This window comes from Paenibacillus sp. FSL R7-0331 (genome assembly GCF_000758645.1).
Lineage (GTDB): Bacteria > Bacillota > Bacilli > Paenibacillales > Paenibacillaceae > Paenibacillus_AQ > Paenibacillus_AQ camerounensis.
This window is the reverse complement of sequence record NZ_CP009284.1, coordinates 3,278,450-3,293,332: the sequence shown is the minus strand read 5'-3', so window position 1 is coordinate 3,293,332 and position 14,883 is coordinate 3,278,450. Positions and strand designations below refer to the sequence as shown.

Genomic DNA, 14,883 nt, shown 5'->3' with positions numbered 1-14,883 from the left:
GATAAGCATGGCAAGCTGCGCTGTCAGCAGTTAGTCAGAAACCAGGATTCCGTCAAAGCTCTCCGGACCTACACGAACTGTTCCAAGCAGGTTAGAAGTAACGAAAGCAGTATAAGTCAGCTGCGGCGTCACCGGAGGATTAAAGTCAGCAGCTGAAAATGTGATAACCTGCGGAGCCAGCAGACTCAGGCTGAAGGTGGAAGTGGCAGAGTAAACAACGGGGTCAGTAGCCAATGTTCCTCTGACGATTGTAATGGTGATTCCGACCAAAGCGAGCGGCAGCTGCACCGAGATTGTGCCTTTCAGCAATACACGCGGATTCGTGGTAACTCCTGCACTCAGCAGGCCAATTTGACCGAATAGCTGCGGTGTATTAATAACCAGGATCGGAATGGCAATAGAGTTCGCCGTACTGGCATTTTGTGATGTTCTGGCATCAAGATAAGTTCCCATCAATAGCACCTCCTTTTTTTCAGGCATAATTTATCATATTAACGTCAGCCATTGATGGCCTGGTCTTATCACCAGCAGGCAAAAGTACAACCTTACTGCCACAGGCGACTCCAAGGATAAGTCACTTGTCCTTTGTTGTTCCGTCTCTTTTGTTAAAAGCAAGCTCAAACAATCCGGTAGCCGACAGGCCAGCCAGCCCGCCGGCCCACAGCCGGAGCACCAGCGTCATATCGGTAAACGGGTAAGAAACAGCTCCGACAATAAGACCGACCGCCAGGCCAACGGCCGGAACAAGCTGCTTGGGAAGATTGACACTGTTCTTCACCAGCTGGACAAGCGCCATAACAAACACAGCCAGTACGGATGCGAAAGCTAACACATTGTTAAGCGCCTCATTAACCATGTCATTCACCTCCCGGTCACCAGCAGTCCCGCTCTGTGAAGTACGGTGAGCAGACGGTAGAAGTCGTAGCTTCCGCCAGTAGGCGTATCCAGCAGCCCAGCAGCAACTGCAGCATTAACTGCCGGCTCTGCCCAGGCCGGTACATTCATTACCGCCCGCCCTTCGATCACGGTAAGCCGGTCCGCTGCATTTTTAATCGACTGCCCCTGCTCCTGCACACCGGTTTTGAGTGTATCCCGGCTGACTGTAAGCGCGGCAAGCAACACACGCAGGTCTTTAAGCTCCGTTTCCAGGCTGGCAAGCTTTTGTCTGTCTTCAGCCGACATCTCATCATCCTCCTTGATTTCGTCATATTGGTACAAATTGTAGGTATTCATTATCTGAATCAGCTTAGCCGAATAGTTCGGGTCAGTGGCATAACCCGCAGCAGCTATTTCCCTGGCGGCTGCCCGACCGTCCACACCGATTACTCTGCTGTAAAGATTACGGTTCCATGACACACCGCCGATAATAAGCGCAGAATGGTCAGCTACCGACTCTCCCCAGTTGTTATAAGCACGGAAGGCTGCAGTAACCTGTACCGGCTTGCCGTTCATGTATTCCGTCGTCCTGACAGCTACGCTTCCTGCCGGTCCGCTGCCCTTTATGCCGAACAGGTTGTTGGCCTTCTCCGTCAGTCCGCTCTTGCCCCAGCCGGATTCCAGTGCAGCCTGGGCTATGGTAAGCGAAGCGGCAATGTGGCTGCGCTGCATATCTGCTACCGCAAAAGGAACAATCCTGGCAATAAACTCGGCATTAGTCATACTCTCACATCCTTTCCCTATATTAAATGCACTTTTTAAAAGATGGCTTGTGCTTATAGCGAATACTCTGATTTAATATAAATTTTTATTTTTATTTTTGACATGTCTTGTTAATCTATAAATTCAGGCGTAATATATAGTAAAAATTAACTATAAGGAGGGTATAAAAGACTATGCCTTCATATTATTTTAAAGAGGTGTGGACACCTCTAAAATGGATTGGAATCAAGTTCTTTCATGACGATGAGGAGAATCTATGGATTAAATGGTGGTCTAACCCGCGTAAAAAGCTGCGCTAATCGTCCTATATACTCTTTTGCACAAATATAAAAGCTCTTTTGGCTGCAGCAGGTCTAGAATGCCGCAGGCCAAAAGAGCTTTCTACTGTTCAGGCGAATTCGTGCATAGAATCAGCTCGCCGCCTCAAAGGTAATCCGGTTTTTGCCGCTGCGCTTGGAGATATACAGCGCTTCGTCCGCCAGGCGCATCGTGTCGTCAGGCTCCCCGGCATCCGGTGACCATACGGCGGCTCCAACACTGCAGCCGATATGAAGGTTCTCGCCACCGATCAGGAACGGCTGATTGAGCTTCTTAATTATGCGGGTAGCAACAACCTCCGCTTCCTGCATCGGCTTGCCTGCCGAAGTATGCAGGATGACAACGAACTCATCTCCGCCAAGCCGTGCTACAATCTCATGATCACGGGTAGATTCGAGCAGCCTCCCCGCCACCTGCTGCAGCAGAACATCACCTGTAGCATGACCGAAGGTGTCATTCACCTTCTTGAAGCCGTCCAGATCAAGATACAGGATACTTAGCGTAGACTGGTTCTGCTTAGCCTTGCTGACCGCATGAGACATAAATTCATTCAGCGCTGTACGGTTAGGCAGTCCGGTCAACGAATCATGCATACCCTTATTAGACATATAGCTGAGCTTGCTCTCTGTTTTGGTCAAATTATCAACCAGATTCTGCAGAGATGCGGAGAGGACAGCCACATCTTTAATTCTGGCCGAGGTAGGAATCTCCACACAGGCGCCCGAGCTCAGTATATCTGCTGTGCGGGAAATGTCATGGAGCGGCCGGGAAATCCAGCCGGCCAGGAGCCATCCGATTATCCCGAAGACCACAGCCGCCGCCAGGCCGATTAATATAATAAACCGTTCAAATTGATGCACTGAAGCGAAGGCAATTTCTGCCGGTTGCCGGATAATGACCGTCCAGCCAAGGCCGGGGTAGTTAAGATATCCGTCACCGACGGCATATCCTGTCAGATAAGTATCTCTGCCCTTCGTCTGCTCTACTATCCATGAGTTCTCACCCTCACGTGCTCTTTGCAGTGCTGCATCTGACAGCCTTGTCCCGATCAGACTGTCCGGACCCAGCAGCACAGTGTCATCCTTGCGGCTGACTACAAGCACCTCAACATTGCTCAGCCTGTCCTTAAGCGGAGCCATGATAGATTTCTCGACTTCACGTGACCATTCCCAGCTGAGATGTGCCGCCAGAACACCGGTCGTTTGATTCTGTTTGTTATATACCGGAACACTGACATCGACGAACTGCAAGTCTTCACCGCCGGGATTGGGCAGCAGCTTCGACAGCAGTACAGCATCGTGGACATCCCCCACGAACAAGTCTTTGATTCCTTCCTGAAATACAGGCCTCTGGCTGATATTCTGTCCGGCCAGAATATCATCTGTGGATGATAGCACATTTCCTTCTGTATCCAGAAAGCCCACCCAGGTGAATACGGGCAGACTGCTCTTCAGCTGGTTAAGCAGGCCGCTGATTTCTTCCTTGTCATACGGCTCCTGAAAAGCGTTAAGCATGCTGAGCACCTGCACCTCACCGGAGCGTGACCACATGAAATGATCCAGCTTCTCAGCCATCTGATAAGCTTCTTCTGCGAGCGATCCGCCAATGCCCCGTTCTACAGATTTTGTAGATTGGCTACCGATAATCCAGATAAGCAGCGCTGTAAGGAGAATAATAATGACGGCGAAGGCGCCTGAAAAAAAAGTCCGCAGGTTAAATGACATAGACATGTCCCCTTGTCGAAATGAGTCGTTAATTATATATCGGATAAAACAGGTATGGCAGTAAGCGTACTATTATGTATTTTTCTTGACTAAGCTCACAGGTTGTATCCATATTATCCTGACTTCTTCTTAAGCTAGTTTCCTCGACCCATGATCTCAGCCGCTCCGGCTACAACCGGATGTTCGTTGACTGCATGGCATCCCTTTACTAATTCTAATCACAAAAAAAGCAGCTCCGTCCTCTCCTTAAAGAGCGGGGCTGCTGCCTTATTCCGCTTAACCTTCTCAGTCTACCTTAGCCCCTAAAGAACGGGCCAGCAGCACAGCCTGCTCCACGTCGATCCGCACGTTTTTGAGATCCAGGCTCTTAAGATCAATGCCCTCGAGCTTGGCATCCCGCAGATCTGCCCCGTCAAGCTTACACTGGCTCAGCCGTACCCTGCTCAGATCAGCGCCGCGCAGATCGCTTTTCTGCAGATTACAGCCCATCATATCCGCCTCTGTGAACCGGATGCCCCGCAGGTCCTGCCGTGTCAGATTAACGTGACGAAGGTTGGTATATGACCAGTCCCCGCCGTCCAGCGTAATGCCGTCCATGGAAGCATTGGCAAAGTCGGAGCCGGTCATTTTACAGTCCACAAACCGGGCAACGAACAGATTAGCCCCTGTAAATTTGCAGTTTGTAAAAGCCGCCCCCTTATGCAGCGAAGCATTCAGCTGCGCCCCCGAGAAATCACAATCGATGAATCTGCAGCCGTTCGAGGTCATTTCCTCCATCGATGCCCCCTTGAATGAACAGCGCTCAAAGGTACAGCTGTTCAGCTCCCCGTCCTGCAAAGCAGCATAATCAAATTTGTGCTCCAGGAAGCTTTCATTGTCATACTGATACATGATCCGTACGCCCCTTTTGTTCCCGTTAAAATAAATTTAGAAAGAATCTTTTAAAAATGGCACTATAGTAGATTGTTCTCAATCTGCCATTCCGCTATAATAGCAAAAAAACAGGCGGAGGTAAATGATGGACGACTCCAGCAGAAAAGAACCATTCCGATATGTGATGAACCAGCCGATCCAGTGCTGGCTTGAGGTTCCGGCAGGAAATAACGGTCCGGGCGCCGGCAAATTAACCGAAGGTGTGCTGCTAGATCTCAGCCGCTCAGGCTGCAAGGTTCGCACCTCGCTGAACCTCCGCTTTACTTCAGGCGATACCAAGCTGATCATTCATTTCCGGCTGGCAGAAGAGAATCTGCAGTTTGAAGGCAGTGTACGCTGGGGCTGGATGTTCGGGATCGGACAGTTTCAATACGGGGTGCGGCTTGAGCTCAGCGAGACCGAGGATGAACAGCTGGCACGTGAGCTGGAGCTATGGACGAACAGGCTGAAAGCTCAATAATATTTGTGTGTAAAAAAGAGAGCAGCGCTGTTATAAGTCCTGCTCTCTTTTCTGTTCCTGCTATAATTAGACCTCTGTTTTTTTCTGAACAAGCACGGTCATCCCATAGATCAGCAGCAATGCAATACCGGCTTCAAAGAAAAAGGGCCACGGACCGGAACCTGCATAAAGCATTTCAAGCCCGCTCGGAATATCCGAAGCTTTTACTATCTCGAACCGGAAGGCACTATCAATGCCCATAAAATAATTGCTGAACAGCAGCTCCTCAAGATAGCCGACTGCGCTCTGCAGACCAAACACGATGATAAGGGTAACCCATATCTTTTTATTAAGCGGAATACTTCTGGCCACTGTACTGGCAAACATAATCATAAGCAGAACGAATCCGGCTGACCATGTGCATTGCAGCACACTGCGCGCTGCCACCGTCCAAAAATTCGCCGGCAGGAAATCCGCCGAATAAAACAGGATATATAGGCCGAGCTGAAGCAGCCCGATGATCAGCAGGCAGACAAGAAGCAGCCAGTATAGCAACAGCGGAGAAAGCACGGTGTACAAGGCTTTTACCGGAAGGAGCTGCCGCTGATAGGATTTCAGATTACGGTTATAATTGAATGATGCGAAGAACAGAAAAACTGCGCCGATAGCGAAATAGGCAACCAGGTGTGCGGATACAGTGTCACTAACTGAAGAATCTGAGGATAACCAGATCCCGATATGAAACAGCACCAAGATTACCAATGCCGCCAATATCCTGTCACGGCTGCGACGAAAATCATAACGAATCAGCTTTAGCATTCCGCATACACCTCTTTAAACAGCTCATCAATGCTTATGCCGCGCTGCAGCCGTAATTTCTCAGCATCACTGTGCAAGACAATTTCTCCTTCTTTTATAAAGATTACCTCATCAAAAATCCGTTCGATATCCGAAACCAGGTGGGTCGAGAGCAGGATTGTGCTGTCTTCTTCATAAAACTCCATCAGGGCATTGAGGATTTTGGTCCGGGCTACCGGGTCCACGCCGCCAATCGGTTCATCGAGCATATACAGCCGGGCTTTCCGCGAAAGGGCAAGAGTAAGCTGCAGGCGCTCGCTCATTCCTTTAGACAGGGAGGTCACCCGCTCCTTTTCACTGAGCTTCATGAACTCCAGCATCCGGCGTGCCTTGATCCGGTCAAAATCCGGGTAGAAATCCTCCATGAACTTCAGCGCATCGCCTACCTTCATCCATTTCTCTGTCAGCGGCCGGTCCGGCATGAAGGAAACAAGGGCCTTACTCGCTTCGCCAACCGGAAGTCCCAGCACAGAAATGCTGCCTGAGCCCGGGCGGAGAAGTCCGGCAATCAGCTTCATGATTGTGCTTTTACCGCTGCCGTTGCTGCCGAGCAGTCCGACAATTTTACCGGCACCGAGCTCAAAGGAAACCTGATTCAGCGCCTGCTTGAAGCCGTATTTTTTCGAAACCTGCTGTACCTGAAGTATGCTGTCCACCCTTACATCCCTCTGCTTTCTTTGGCAGCGATATTATCAGCAACGGCCTTTACAATCTCTTCACTCTGGAAGCCTAGCTCCTGCATGCCGCGGACGAACCGGTCCAGAATATCCTGGGCCATTTCCCGTTTAATCTTCATAATCGTCTCTTCCCTCCCGGTTACATATCTGCCCATGCCGCGCCTTGTCTCCACAATCTCTTCACGCTCCAGTTCCTGAAAGGTTCTTTGCACCGTGTTTGGATTAATCTGCAGTTCAGTGGCAAGCTCACGTACAGAGGGGATTTTGTCGCCGGGCTTCAGCTTGCCAGTAATAATCTCGCCTTTGAGGTAGTTCATGATCTGTAGATATATCGGCTGATTGTTGTCAAATTCAATCGTCATCAAGCAACGTCCCTTCGTCTGAACACCATGAAGCCTGCCAGCAGAAAGACAGCCATGTAAACCGCCAGCATGAGAATGGAGAAGCCAAGTGTCATGCCGGGCAACGGCGGAGTCCCGCCCCGATAGATGGACAAATCAAGGTTGGGAAACAAAAAGTACTTATAGAAATCGCGGTAGATTACAACTTTGTCCATCATAACTGCAAACATCGAGATCCCGATGGTAACACCTGTGGAATTGGTCAGTACACCAACCATAAAGACAAAGGTTACATACACCATTGTATATACATAGCCGTACAGCAATGACTGCAGAATATCAGCTATGCCCGTATCCCCGCCGCCTGTTTGAAACAACAGCATACCTGAGATGACGATTGAAGCAGCAGTGACAACTGTCAGACTAAGGGCGTACAGCAGAACCGTTACATATTTGGAGGCCAAAATGGCCGTGCGGCTGCGGGCGCGGATCAGCAGAAATTTCACTGTACCCTGACTATGCTCCTTACTTACGATTCCCGCTGTTCCAATGATCGCGAGTATGGCTATGATCTGGCCCAATCCGGTGGGCAGCAGCATTTCCTTGATGAAGGCAGCAGCAGAAGGGAATGAATCCGGTGAAAAAGAATGGCTGATATACGCGATCATTGCCTGGAACAGCACAGCAATCAGGTAGGGGATAAAAAAGGAGCGCTTTTTGAATATTTTCAGCCATTCGTTGAGTACCAGCAGATTAAATTTACGCAATTCGGTTTCCTCCCGTCCAGTTTAGGAAATCTTCCTCGAGACTTTGCTTATGCTCTGTGATGCGGTATACCCCGACCTTGGCTGCACCAAGTGCAGCAACCAGCTCCGGTACCTTATGGTCATACAGCCTGATGTTCAGCTCAGAGTGAAGTTCGTCCGCACCTGTAAGCTTTACTCCGTCTTCTGCCTGTATTACGGCCTGTGCAGCCGCAATGTTATCAACCCGAACGGTCAGTGCCACTTCGCCTTCAGTCTGCGCCTCTGCTCCCAGCCGGGTAACTCTGACCAGCGTACCGTTCTGGATTACAACCGCCCGGTGGCAAATCTGCTCAATTTCGCCCAGCATATGGCTGGAGATCAGGATTGAGATTCCTTCCACTTCAGCAATCTTCCGCATATAATCACGCATCTCACGGATGCCTGCCGGATCGAGGCCATTGGTCGGCTCATCCAGAATGAGCAGCTTCGGTGAATGCAGCAATGCCTGGGCAATCCCCAGCCGCTGGCGCATACCCAGCGAATAGGCTTTTACCTTCTTGTTCATTGCTTCCTGAAGCCCCACCAGCTCCACAACCTCTGTTATCCGTGATTTGGAGATACCGTCACTCATCCGCACGTACTGCAGCAGATTATCCAGCCCGGTCATATGGGAATAAAATTCCGGGTTCTCGATAATGGCTCCAATATGGGCAATCGCCTGCTTAAAATCATTACGGATGCTATGGCCGTGAACCAGCACATCCCCTTCAGTCATTTTGATTAATCCGGTCATCATGCGGATGGTTGTTGTCTTACCGGCGCCGTTAGGTCCGAGCAGCCCGACAATTTCCCCTCTTCCGATCTCAAAGGACAGCTGATTCACAATCGCCTTCCCTTTGATCATCTTCGTGACCTTGTTCATCTGCAGAACTGGTACGCCGCCTTTTATCTCCGACTGTCCTTGATTAGCTGTTATCCGCTCCATAATTTCCTCCCTTTATCCTATAACGCTTGAATTCTTAATCAATGTATCGGTGTGTTAGTTACATAGTACACTAGGTAGTTAGCCAAGTAAAGCCTATAAATAAAAAAATGACCAGACCTGGTTGTGTTACTTTCCGCCAATCCACCTAATTGTCCGCCCTGTAGTCTATCAACCACACCGATAAGCCAGCGGTACATAGAATAGAATTGCATCAACACACGATAACCTTAGGAGGAATGACAATGAAGCCAGCAGTCCATATTTCCCAAACCTATCCGCGGCTGAGAGTCTATGAGGAAGAGAACTACCTGGGCCGCAGAAGAACTTACACCGGTAACCTCGGCATCCGCAATACGGACAATATCCTTGACGGTATCGAGAGCCTGCGTTTCTTCTCCACCAGCAGCAACGCCACGCTCGTCCTGTTCAGCAGAACAAGATTCAGAGGCAGCTTCCTGGTAATCCGCGGCAACCGCAACATCCGTGACCTGGACGATTATATCCGCGGCAACGATGTCGAATCACTCATCTCGACCAACCAGCGGCTGACTCTCCAGCAGATCCGTGATATCCGCAGAACCGGAGATCTGCCCTCGGGCTACCGTTTAATTTAAACAGATTCAAAAAGCTGAGGCAGATCGCGCAGAAGGTTGCGCTGATCTGCCTCTTGTTCATTTTTGAGATCATGGTTTAATAGATAATAAACCTTGTTCATCTCTTTTTTCACAGGAAAGGAACCCGACTCTATGATTCTATTCATTCACCGTAAGGATCTGCGGACCCATGATCTCCCGGCCTTTGATCTTATCCAGGCTGCCGGGGAACGTTCACTGCATGTGCTGATCCTTGAGCCTTTTTTGCTGCGTAACGGACGGCAGCTTGAACACAGCGGAATCAACTTCCTTACTCATGTAGCCAGATTAAAAGAAGAATATGCGCGGTACGGCAAGCTGCTGCATATCCTGTATGGCCAGCCTGATGCTATAGTTGCCAAGCTGGCGCAGGTTCATCCGGTAGATCTCGTGCTGACACATACCGACTACACCCCCTATGCGCTAAAAAGAGACGCTCAGCTAAGCAGGACTGCAGAACGTCTTGGCATACGGCTGCTCTCCTGTCAGGACAGCATGCTCTGTGACCTGAATGATTTCATGGAATGGAGCGGCCGGAGCGAACCGTATAAGGTATTCACACCGTTTTACCGCCGCTGGCGCAGCTTTCTGGCAGAACGTTTCCGCCCTCCTTACGCAGCATCCTTGCAGCAGCTGGATACAGCCGCGATAGACGAGGAGACGGCCCGGGAATTCAGTTTGCCTGTGGAGATTGTCCGGCAGCTTGATTTGCTGGCCCTATCAGCCCGCAGTATAAGCCCTGACCGCATACTGGATGATTTTTTTGAGGATGGGCTGCTGCAGTATATACGGACACGTGACCAATACGCCCTGCAGGGGACAAGCATGGTAAGCAGGCACCTGAATACCGGAGCTGTATCGGTACGGACCATCTATAGCCGGCTGACGGAGGACGGCAGGAGCAGTGAGGATTGGCTGAGGCAGCTGGCCTGGAGGGATTTCTATCTGTATCAGGCCCGGCTGAACCCCGATTTTTTCAGCTATGAAAAGGCCTATGACCTGTCGCTGCTCAGCACAGACCACTTTGCAGCGTGGTCCAGCGGCGCTACCGGCATCCCCATCATCGACGCCGCTATGCGCCAGCTGAATGAGACCGGCTGGATGCCGAACCGGCTGCGGATGATTACCGCCATGTTCCTGACCAAAAACCTGGGCTGCCCGTTTATCTACGGGGAACGCTACTTCCGGCTGAAGCTTACGGATTACGATAACGTGCTGAACCGCGGAGGCTGGCTGTGGAGCTCCTCGCTCGGATATGATGCCTCCCCTTATTTCAGGGTAATGAATCCGGTCACGCAGTCGCAGACTCATGATCCGGACGGCACCTACATCCGCACCTGGATGCCAGAGCTGTCCAAGCTGTCCGACAAGGAGATTCACCTGCCACGCCCGGAGGCTATCGTCGATTTGAAGCGCTCACGGGCGCTTGCGATTGATGTCTATAAGGAGATATTAAGAAGCAAGCAGGCTGTGAACAGCGGTTGAGCAGTTGAGCAGTTGAAAAAATTGTGGCAGCGATGAGACTTAGACGGTGAGCGTGCGGCGACTTAAAGAAGCAGAAATGTGAACAGCTGCAGCATCAAAGCGCCTGAAGAAGCTTTTTCAGGGATTGATGCTGCAGCTGTTTTGATGTGAAGGATGAATATTGGGTATAAGTGTACTTGATACAACTAAAACTCCGGATTTATGGTGGATTACGCCTTTAGCTGCACTCTGTACACTTAAAAGTCTGTTAAAATCCGGATTTAGCGATTTGAGGCAGTTTTAGCTGTACCGAGTGCAGCTATTTGCGACTGGAGTTCGTTTATCCTGCTTTTAGTTGCACAGAATACAGTTATCCACCTAGCTTACTATCCACGTCCAACCTTATTCTGCTCCTCCCGCAAAATATCCAGAATATCCGCTGTGCCCGCCGACAGCTGAATCAGATCAGCAGCCAGCATTCTCGTCTGCTCCTGCAACACTTCTGCCCCGTCCGTTCCTTCCAGATAACGTGAGGCAAAATGCAGAAATACATCCACCTTGCGCAGCAGCATCAGAGTCGGAATTGCTGTCAGCTCGTCTTCAGTCAACGTCACGCTGCGGCTGAACCCCAGGCAGAATTCACGGACGATCCGCTGCTCTTCTTGAAGGCCCAGCAGACCCGACAGGATTACCGCAGCGTCCATTGCGCGCAGATCATATGTACAAAATTCAAAATCAAGCAGCGCGGCTACCCTGCTGTGATCCTCCGTATCCACCAGCAGATTAGAGGCATTGAGATCGCCGTGGACCAGCTGATGCGGCAGCGTTTCCAGTTCTTTTAGCGAATCTGCGATATTTACATAAGCCTGATACAGGCTGTTAAGCTCTGCTTTCAGATCTCCCAGCGCCTCGGGCGGGTTATGGCATAGCTCCCGGACCGTCTCTTCGGTACAAAGCGGATAGGCCTGACACAGCTCATAGTAGGGACGGTAAACCGGCTTAAGCACTGGATCAATTCCGGCCAATACGGCTGAGAGCTGTCCAGCCGCCATACCGAAGGATTCATAGTAACCGGTATCTTGCTCAGTTGGCGAATCCCCCTCCATATAACGGAACAGACAGGCAAATTTGCCGCCGCGCTCCTCAAGCTGTACCAGTGTAGCTCCGTCCACCGCCTGAACCGGCAGCGGTGTGCCAAACGGTAATGACAGCTTACGCAGCTCCAGCAGAACAGCATGCTCAAATTCGATTTTACCCCTGTCACGGTGTGTATCATAAATGCGCAATACGCCCTTCCGGCCGTTTCCGCTCACAATATAGGTCGTGTTATTCCAGCCTCCGCTGCGTTTCTCCAGGGTTCCGTCCCATTTCGGCCAGATCTTACTTACAATAGTTTCCATAGGCATACCCCCCTTTCCTAGATGTTCAAATATGTATGGTGATAATTACACAGGTTACTTTCGTCAAAACAGTGTGAATAATCAACCGTTCATCAGCAATTGTAAAATCAGCACACGGCTCTGTCAAATTACCCAATGTGCAGCGTTCACTGCAGAACACCTGCGGATTCCCGGTTTTTCCGCTATAATAAGTTTCATATTGAATCATGCAAAGGATGGGATCATGAATGGAAGCAACTGTATCCAAACGCTGGCTGCTGGCCAGATTGTATGACCCGGAGCAGACGATTGTGGATTGCCGGTTCACACTAGGCAAGCCCCAGGCCGGCCGGGAAAGCTATGAGCAAGAGCATATTCCGGGAGCGGTCTATCTCGACCTGGAGCTGGACCTGTCCGGCCCGGTCACAGAGCACGGCGGACGCCATCCGCTGCCCGACCCGCAGGTGCTTGCAGCCCGTCTCTCCAAGCTGGGCATCAGCAATGATACACGCATTGTTGCCTATGATGACGAGAGCGGTATGAACGCGGCCCGTCTCTGGTGGCTGCTCCGTTACCTGGGGCATGAGCAGGTCTTTATTCTGGAGGACAGCTTCAGTACATGGAAAGAGGCTAAATATCCGGTGACCGATCACCAGCCTGTGCGGGTGCCGAGCACCTTCATTGCAAATATACAGCCGCTGATGCTGGCTGGTGTGGATAAGGTTCGGGCGGTATCGGAAAAGCTGGTTGGTGCCGCTGCTGGTGATGGCGCGGATACTGAGGCTGAGACTAATGCTTGTACTGAAAGCGAAGTTTCCGCTATCTCCTCAGCCGGCCCTATTCTGATCGACTCCCGGGCTGGTGACCGCTACCAGGGAAAGAACGAGACCTTGGACAAGAAAGCTGGCCATATCCCCGGCGCGCTTAACTACTTCTGGAAGAACACGCAGAATGCAGACGGCAGCTACAAGAGCGTGGAGCAGCTTGAGGAGCATTTTGCCGGACTCGATAAAGACCGCGAGGTCATCGTCTACTGCGGCTCCGGTGTAACCGCCTGCCCGAATGTGCTGGCGCTGGAAAAGGCTGGGTACAAGAATGTGCGGCTGTATGCAGGGAGCTGGAGTGACTGGATTAGCTATGAGGAGAATCCGGTGGCTACGAGAGAATAGCTAGATGATTAGTTATATGATTAGTTATATGATTAGCCCGCGTCTAGCGCGGGCTAATGTTACTTTCTAACAATTAGGCTATGTTAAACTTTGTTGTTGATATACGATAATTAAGAACCATCGTTCTATAATAAGGGCAATATAACTGTTTGGAGATGATCTGCCCATAGATTAAAGGAACTGAAATAGCTTGCTGATACGCTGGACGATAATGGTAAGCGAGAACTTATCTACTTTTTGCAGTCCCGAGCCAAGAGAGTGGCCCTTCCAGTTCGAGCGAATGATGAAATTCAAGAGCAGAAGCATAAAGATAACATCTAAATAACGTAAGGAACGAGGAGGCAGACATTTCATGGGAGGAACAAATGTATGGGATGCGGAGTGGGAGGTTAACGAAGAGGAGGCGCGGATGCTGATCGGCAGACAATTCCCTCAGCTGTCATCGAAGCAAGTGAAGCGAATGGGCTGGGGCTGGGACAATACGGTTTTTCTGATCGGTGACGAGTACGTGTTCCGGTTTCCAAGAAGAACGATTGCAGTTGGCTCTATTCGTATGGAAGGGAAGCTGCTGCCGAAGCTGGAGGCATATATGACCATCCCTTATCCGAAACCGTTGTTTTATGGCGAAGCAAGTGATGAATACCCGGCACCATTTCTTGGCTATGCCCACGTGCCAGGAGATTTCCCAATCGGTTTGACGGAAGAACGCCGGGCTTTATCAGCAGAGACGCTGGCGAAATTTTTGCGGAGATTGCATGAGTTTCCGGTGCAGGCGGCGCTGAAGTGCGGAGTTCAGCAAGATCATCGAAACTTGACGGACATAACATCGCGCAAAGTGAAAATGGAGGGCTTTCTAACGAAGGTGGTTGAACACTTGTCGCCGGAGGAGTCCGGTGTGATCGAAGCGTATATTAGCACGCTGCAAAAGGACCGTGTCGAGGCGGTGAATGCACTGCTGCATGGCGATCTTCATTTCAAAAATATGCTTGTGAATGAGAACGGGATCGTTTCCGGCATCATTGATTGGGGCGATCTGAACGTAGGCCATCCTGCTTGCGATTTGAGCGTTGCTTATAGCTTCTTACCACCTTATGCTCGCGGCTTGTTTTTCGAAACGTACGGAGGAGCGGACGAGGAAACGAAGCTGCTGGCGCGGCTGATCGCGGTATACATCCCCATGCTGATCTTAATGCAAGCGGTCGATGACCGGAATGAAGCGATTGCGTCAGAGGCGAAATCCAACATCATGCGTGCACTGTCGGATTAGGCTCATTATTTCATTTCGGCTATGGGGCTATGGCTATCGGCATCATTTTGTCGTTTATAGTCCGCGATAAGGTACGATCCGCCTTCTCTGATGCCGCTTTATGTTGGGGAACACGAAATTCAACAGAGTAAGTCGTTGCGCTAACGGGACACGAAAGCAATAAACCGCCTTATCAACTAAGGCGGTTTTCTTATGCTCAAATATCAACATAGAATCTAACATAGCCAACAATTAAAGGAGCTGTTCACCTCCGCAAACACACATTGTATTCGCTTTTTCATACACATTCGGC

Annotated in this window: 17 protein-coding genes and 1 pseudogene; 7 read left to right on the top strand and 11 right to left on the bottom strand. The window is 50.4% G+C overall.

The window, feature by feature from the left end:
• Window positions 1-30: 30 nt before the first annotated feature.
• The 3 genes from R70331_RS13755 to R70331_RS13745 all read right to left on the bottom strand — a co-directional run bounded on the left by R70331_RS13755 (window position 31) and on the right by R70331_RS13745 (window position 1,659).
• A complete protein-coding gene (locus R70331_RS13755; protein ID WP_042176367.1) occupies window positions 31-453 on the bottom strand; it encodes a hypothetical protein in 423 nt (140 codons plus the stop codon).
• A gap of 121 nt (window positions 454-574) precedes the next feature.
• Window positions 575-856, bottom strand: coding sequence for a holin (locus R70331_RS13750; RefSeq protein WP_042176365.1), 282 nt, complete (start codon window positions 854-856; stop codon window positions 575-577).
• 5 nt (window positions 857-861) lie between these two features.
• Window positions 862-1,659: a glycoside hydrolase family 73 protein gene (locus R70331_RS13745; protein WP_042176363.1), complete on the bottom strand. Its 798-nt coding sequence runs from the start codon at window positions 1,657-1,659 to the stop codon at window positions 862-864.
• A 173-nt stretch (window positions 1,660-1,832) separates the two neighbouring features.
• Here R70331_RS13745 and R70331_RS32305 point away from each other — a divergent pair, with 173 nt between their 5' ends.
• Window positions 1,833-1,958, top strand: a complete 126-nt coding sequence (locus R70331_RS32305) for a hypothetical protein (RefSeq protein WP_269322333.1) — start codon at window positions 1,833-1,835, stop codon at window positions 1,956-1,958.
• A 111-nt stretch (window positions 1,959-2,069) separates the two neighbouring features.
• On the opposite strand, the gene R70331_RS13740 is transcribed toward R70331_RS32305, so the two are convergent.
• Window positions 2,070-3,701 (bottom strand): sensor domain-containing diguanylate cyclase, encoded by a 1,632-nt coding sequence (locus R70331_RS13740; RefSeq protein WP_042176361.1) that lies wholly within the window; start codon window positions 3,699-3,701, stop codon window positions 2,070-2,072.
• Between the two features lie 285 nt (window positions 3,702-3,986).
• Window positions 3,987-4,592: a pentapeptide repeat-containing protein gene (locus R70331_RS13735; RefSeq protein WP_042176358.1), complete on the bottom strand. Its 606-nt coding sequence runs from the start codon at window positions 4,590-4,592 to the stop codon at window positions 3,987-3,989.
• A gap of 124 nt (window positions 4,593-4,716) precedes the next feature.
• Here R70331_RS13735 and R70331_RS13730 point away from each other — a divergent pair, with 124 nt between their 5' ends.
• Window positions 4,717-5,094, top strand: a complete 378-nt coding sequence (locus R70331_RS13730; protein WP_231576470.1) for a PilZ domain-containing protein — start codon at window positions 4,717-4,719, stop codon at window positions 5,092-5,094.
• 66 nt (window positions 5,095-5,160) lie between these two features.
• On the opposite strand, the gene R70331_RS13725 is transcribed toward R70331_RS13730, so the two are convergent.
• From R70331_RS13725 to R70331_RS13705, 5 genes are read right to left on the bottom strand one after another with little or no spacing between them, the layout of a single operon-like run.
• Window positions 5,161-5,892: a hypothetical protein gene (locus R70331_RS13725; RefSeq protein ID WP_042176354.1), complete on the bottom strand. Its 732-nt coding sequence runs from the start codon at window positions 5,890-5,892 to the stop codon at window positions 5,161-5,163.
• Window positions 5,886-6,587 (bottom strand): ABC transporter ATP-binding protein, encoded by a 702-nt coding sequence (locus R70331_RS13720; RefSeq protein ID WP_042176352.1) that lies wholly within the window; start codon window positions 6,585-6,587, stop codon window positions 5,886-5,888. The genes R70331_RS13725 and R70331_RS13720 overlap by 7 nt, the downstream gene beginning before the upstream one ends.
• Before the next feature lie 2 nt (window positions 6,588-6,589).
• On the bottom strand, window positions 6,590-6,970 hold the full coding sequence (locus R70331_RS13715; protein WP_042176350.1) for a GntR family transcriptional regulator: 381 nt from the start codon (window positions 6,968-6,970) through the stop codon (window positions 6,590-6,592).
• Window positions 6,970-7,716: an ABC transporter permease gene (locus R70331_RS13710; RefSeq protein WP_042176348.1), complete on the bottom strand. Its 747-nt coding sequence runs from the start codon at window positions 7,714-7,716 to the stop codon at window positions 6,970-6,972. The genes R70331_RS13715 and R70331_RS13710 overlap by 1 nt, the downstream gene beginning before the upstream one ends.
• Complete coding sequence (locus R70331_RS13705; RefSeq protein ID WP_042176346.1) at window positions 7,709-8,680, bottom strand: ABC transporter ATP-binding protein; 972 nt, start codon at window positions 8,678-8,680, stop codon at window positions 7,709-7,711. Before R70331_RS13705 ends, R70331_RS13710 begins: the two co-directional genes overlap by 8 nt.
• 242 nt (window positions 8,681-8,922) lie before the next feature.
• Here R70331_RS13705 and R70331_RS13700 point away from each other — a divergent pair, with 242 nt between their 5' ends.
• Together R70331_RS13700 and R70331_RS13695 are read left to right on the top strand one after the other, a co-directional pair.
• Window positions 8,923-9,294 (top strand): hypothetical protein, encoded by a 372-nt coding sequence (locus R70331_RS13700; protein ID WP_042176344.1) that lies wholly within the window; start codon window positions 8,923-8,925, stop codon window positions 9,292-9,294.
• Between the two features lie 132 nt (window positions 9,295-9,426).
• A complete protein-coding gene (locus R70331_RS13695) occupies window positions 9,427-10,797 on the top strand; it encodes a cryptochrome/photolyase family protein (protein WP_042176343.1) in 1,371 nt (456 codons plus the stop codon).
• Window positions 10,798-11,162: 365 nt separating this feature from the next.
• Here R70331_RS13695 and R70331_RS13690 read toward each other — a convergent pair whose 3' ends face one another.
• Window positions 11,163-12,176 carry a phosphotransferase enzyme family protein gene (locus R70331_RS13690; protein ID WP_042176340.1) on the bottom strand — a complete coding sequence of 338 codons (1,014 nt, stop codon included), beginning with the start codon at window positions 12,174-12,176 and terminating at the stop codon, window positions 11,163-11,165.
• A gap of 227 nt (window positions 12,177-12,403) precedes the next feature.
• On the opposite strand from R70331_RS13690, the gene R70331_RS13685 reads away from it, so the two are divergent.
• From R70331_RS13685 to R70331_RS13680, 3 genes and pseudogenes are all read left to right on the top strand, one after another.
• Window positions 12,404-13,324 (top strand): sulfurtransferase, encoded by a 921-nt coding sequence (locus R70331_RS13685; protein ID WP_042176339.1) that lies wholly within the window; start codon window positions 12,404-12,406, stop codon window positions 13,322-13,324.
• Window positions 13,325-13,525: 201 nt separating this feature from the next.
• Window positions 13,526-13,642: pseudogene (locus tag R70331_RS31530) on the top strand (IS1595 family transposase); the annotation flags it as partial.
• A gap of 34 nt (window positions 13,643-13,676) precedes the next feature.
• Entirely contained in the window at window positions 13,677-14,591 is a 915-nt protein-coding gene (locus R70331_RS13680) for a phosphotransferase (RefSeq protein ID WP_042176337.1), read from the top strand.
• Window positions 14,592-14,883: the final 292 nt, after the last annotated feature.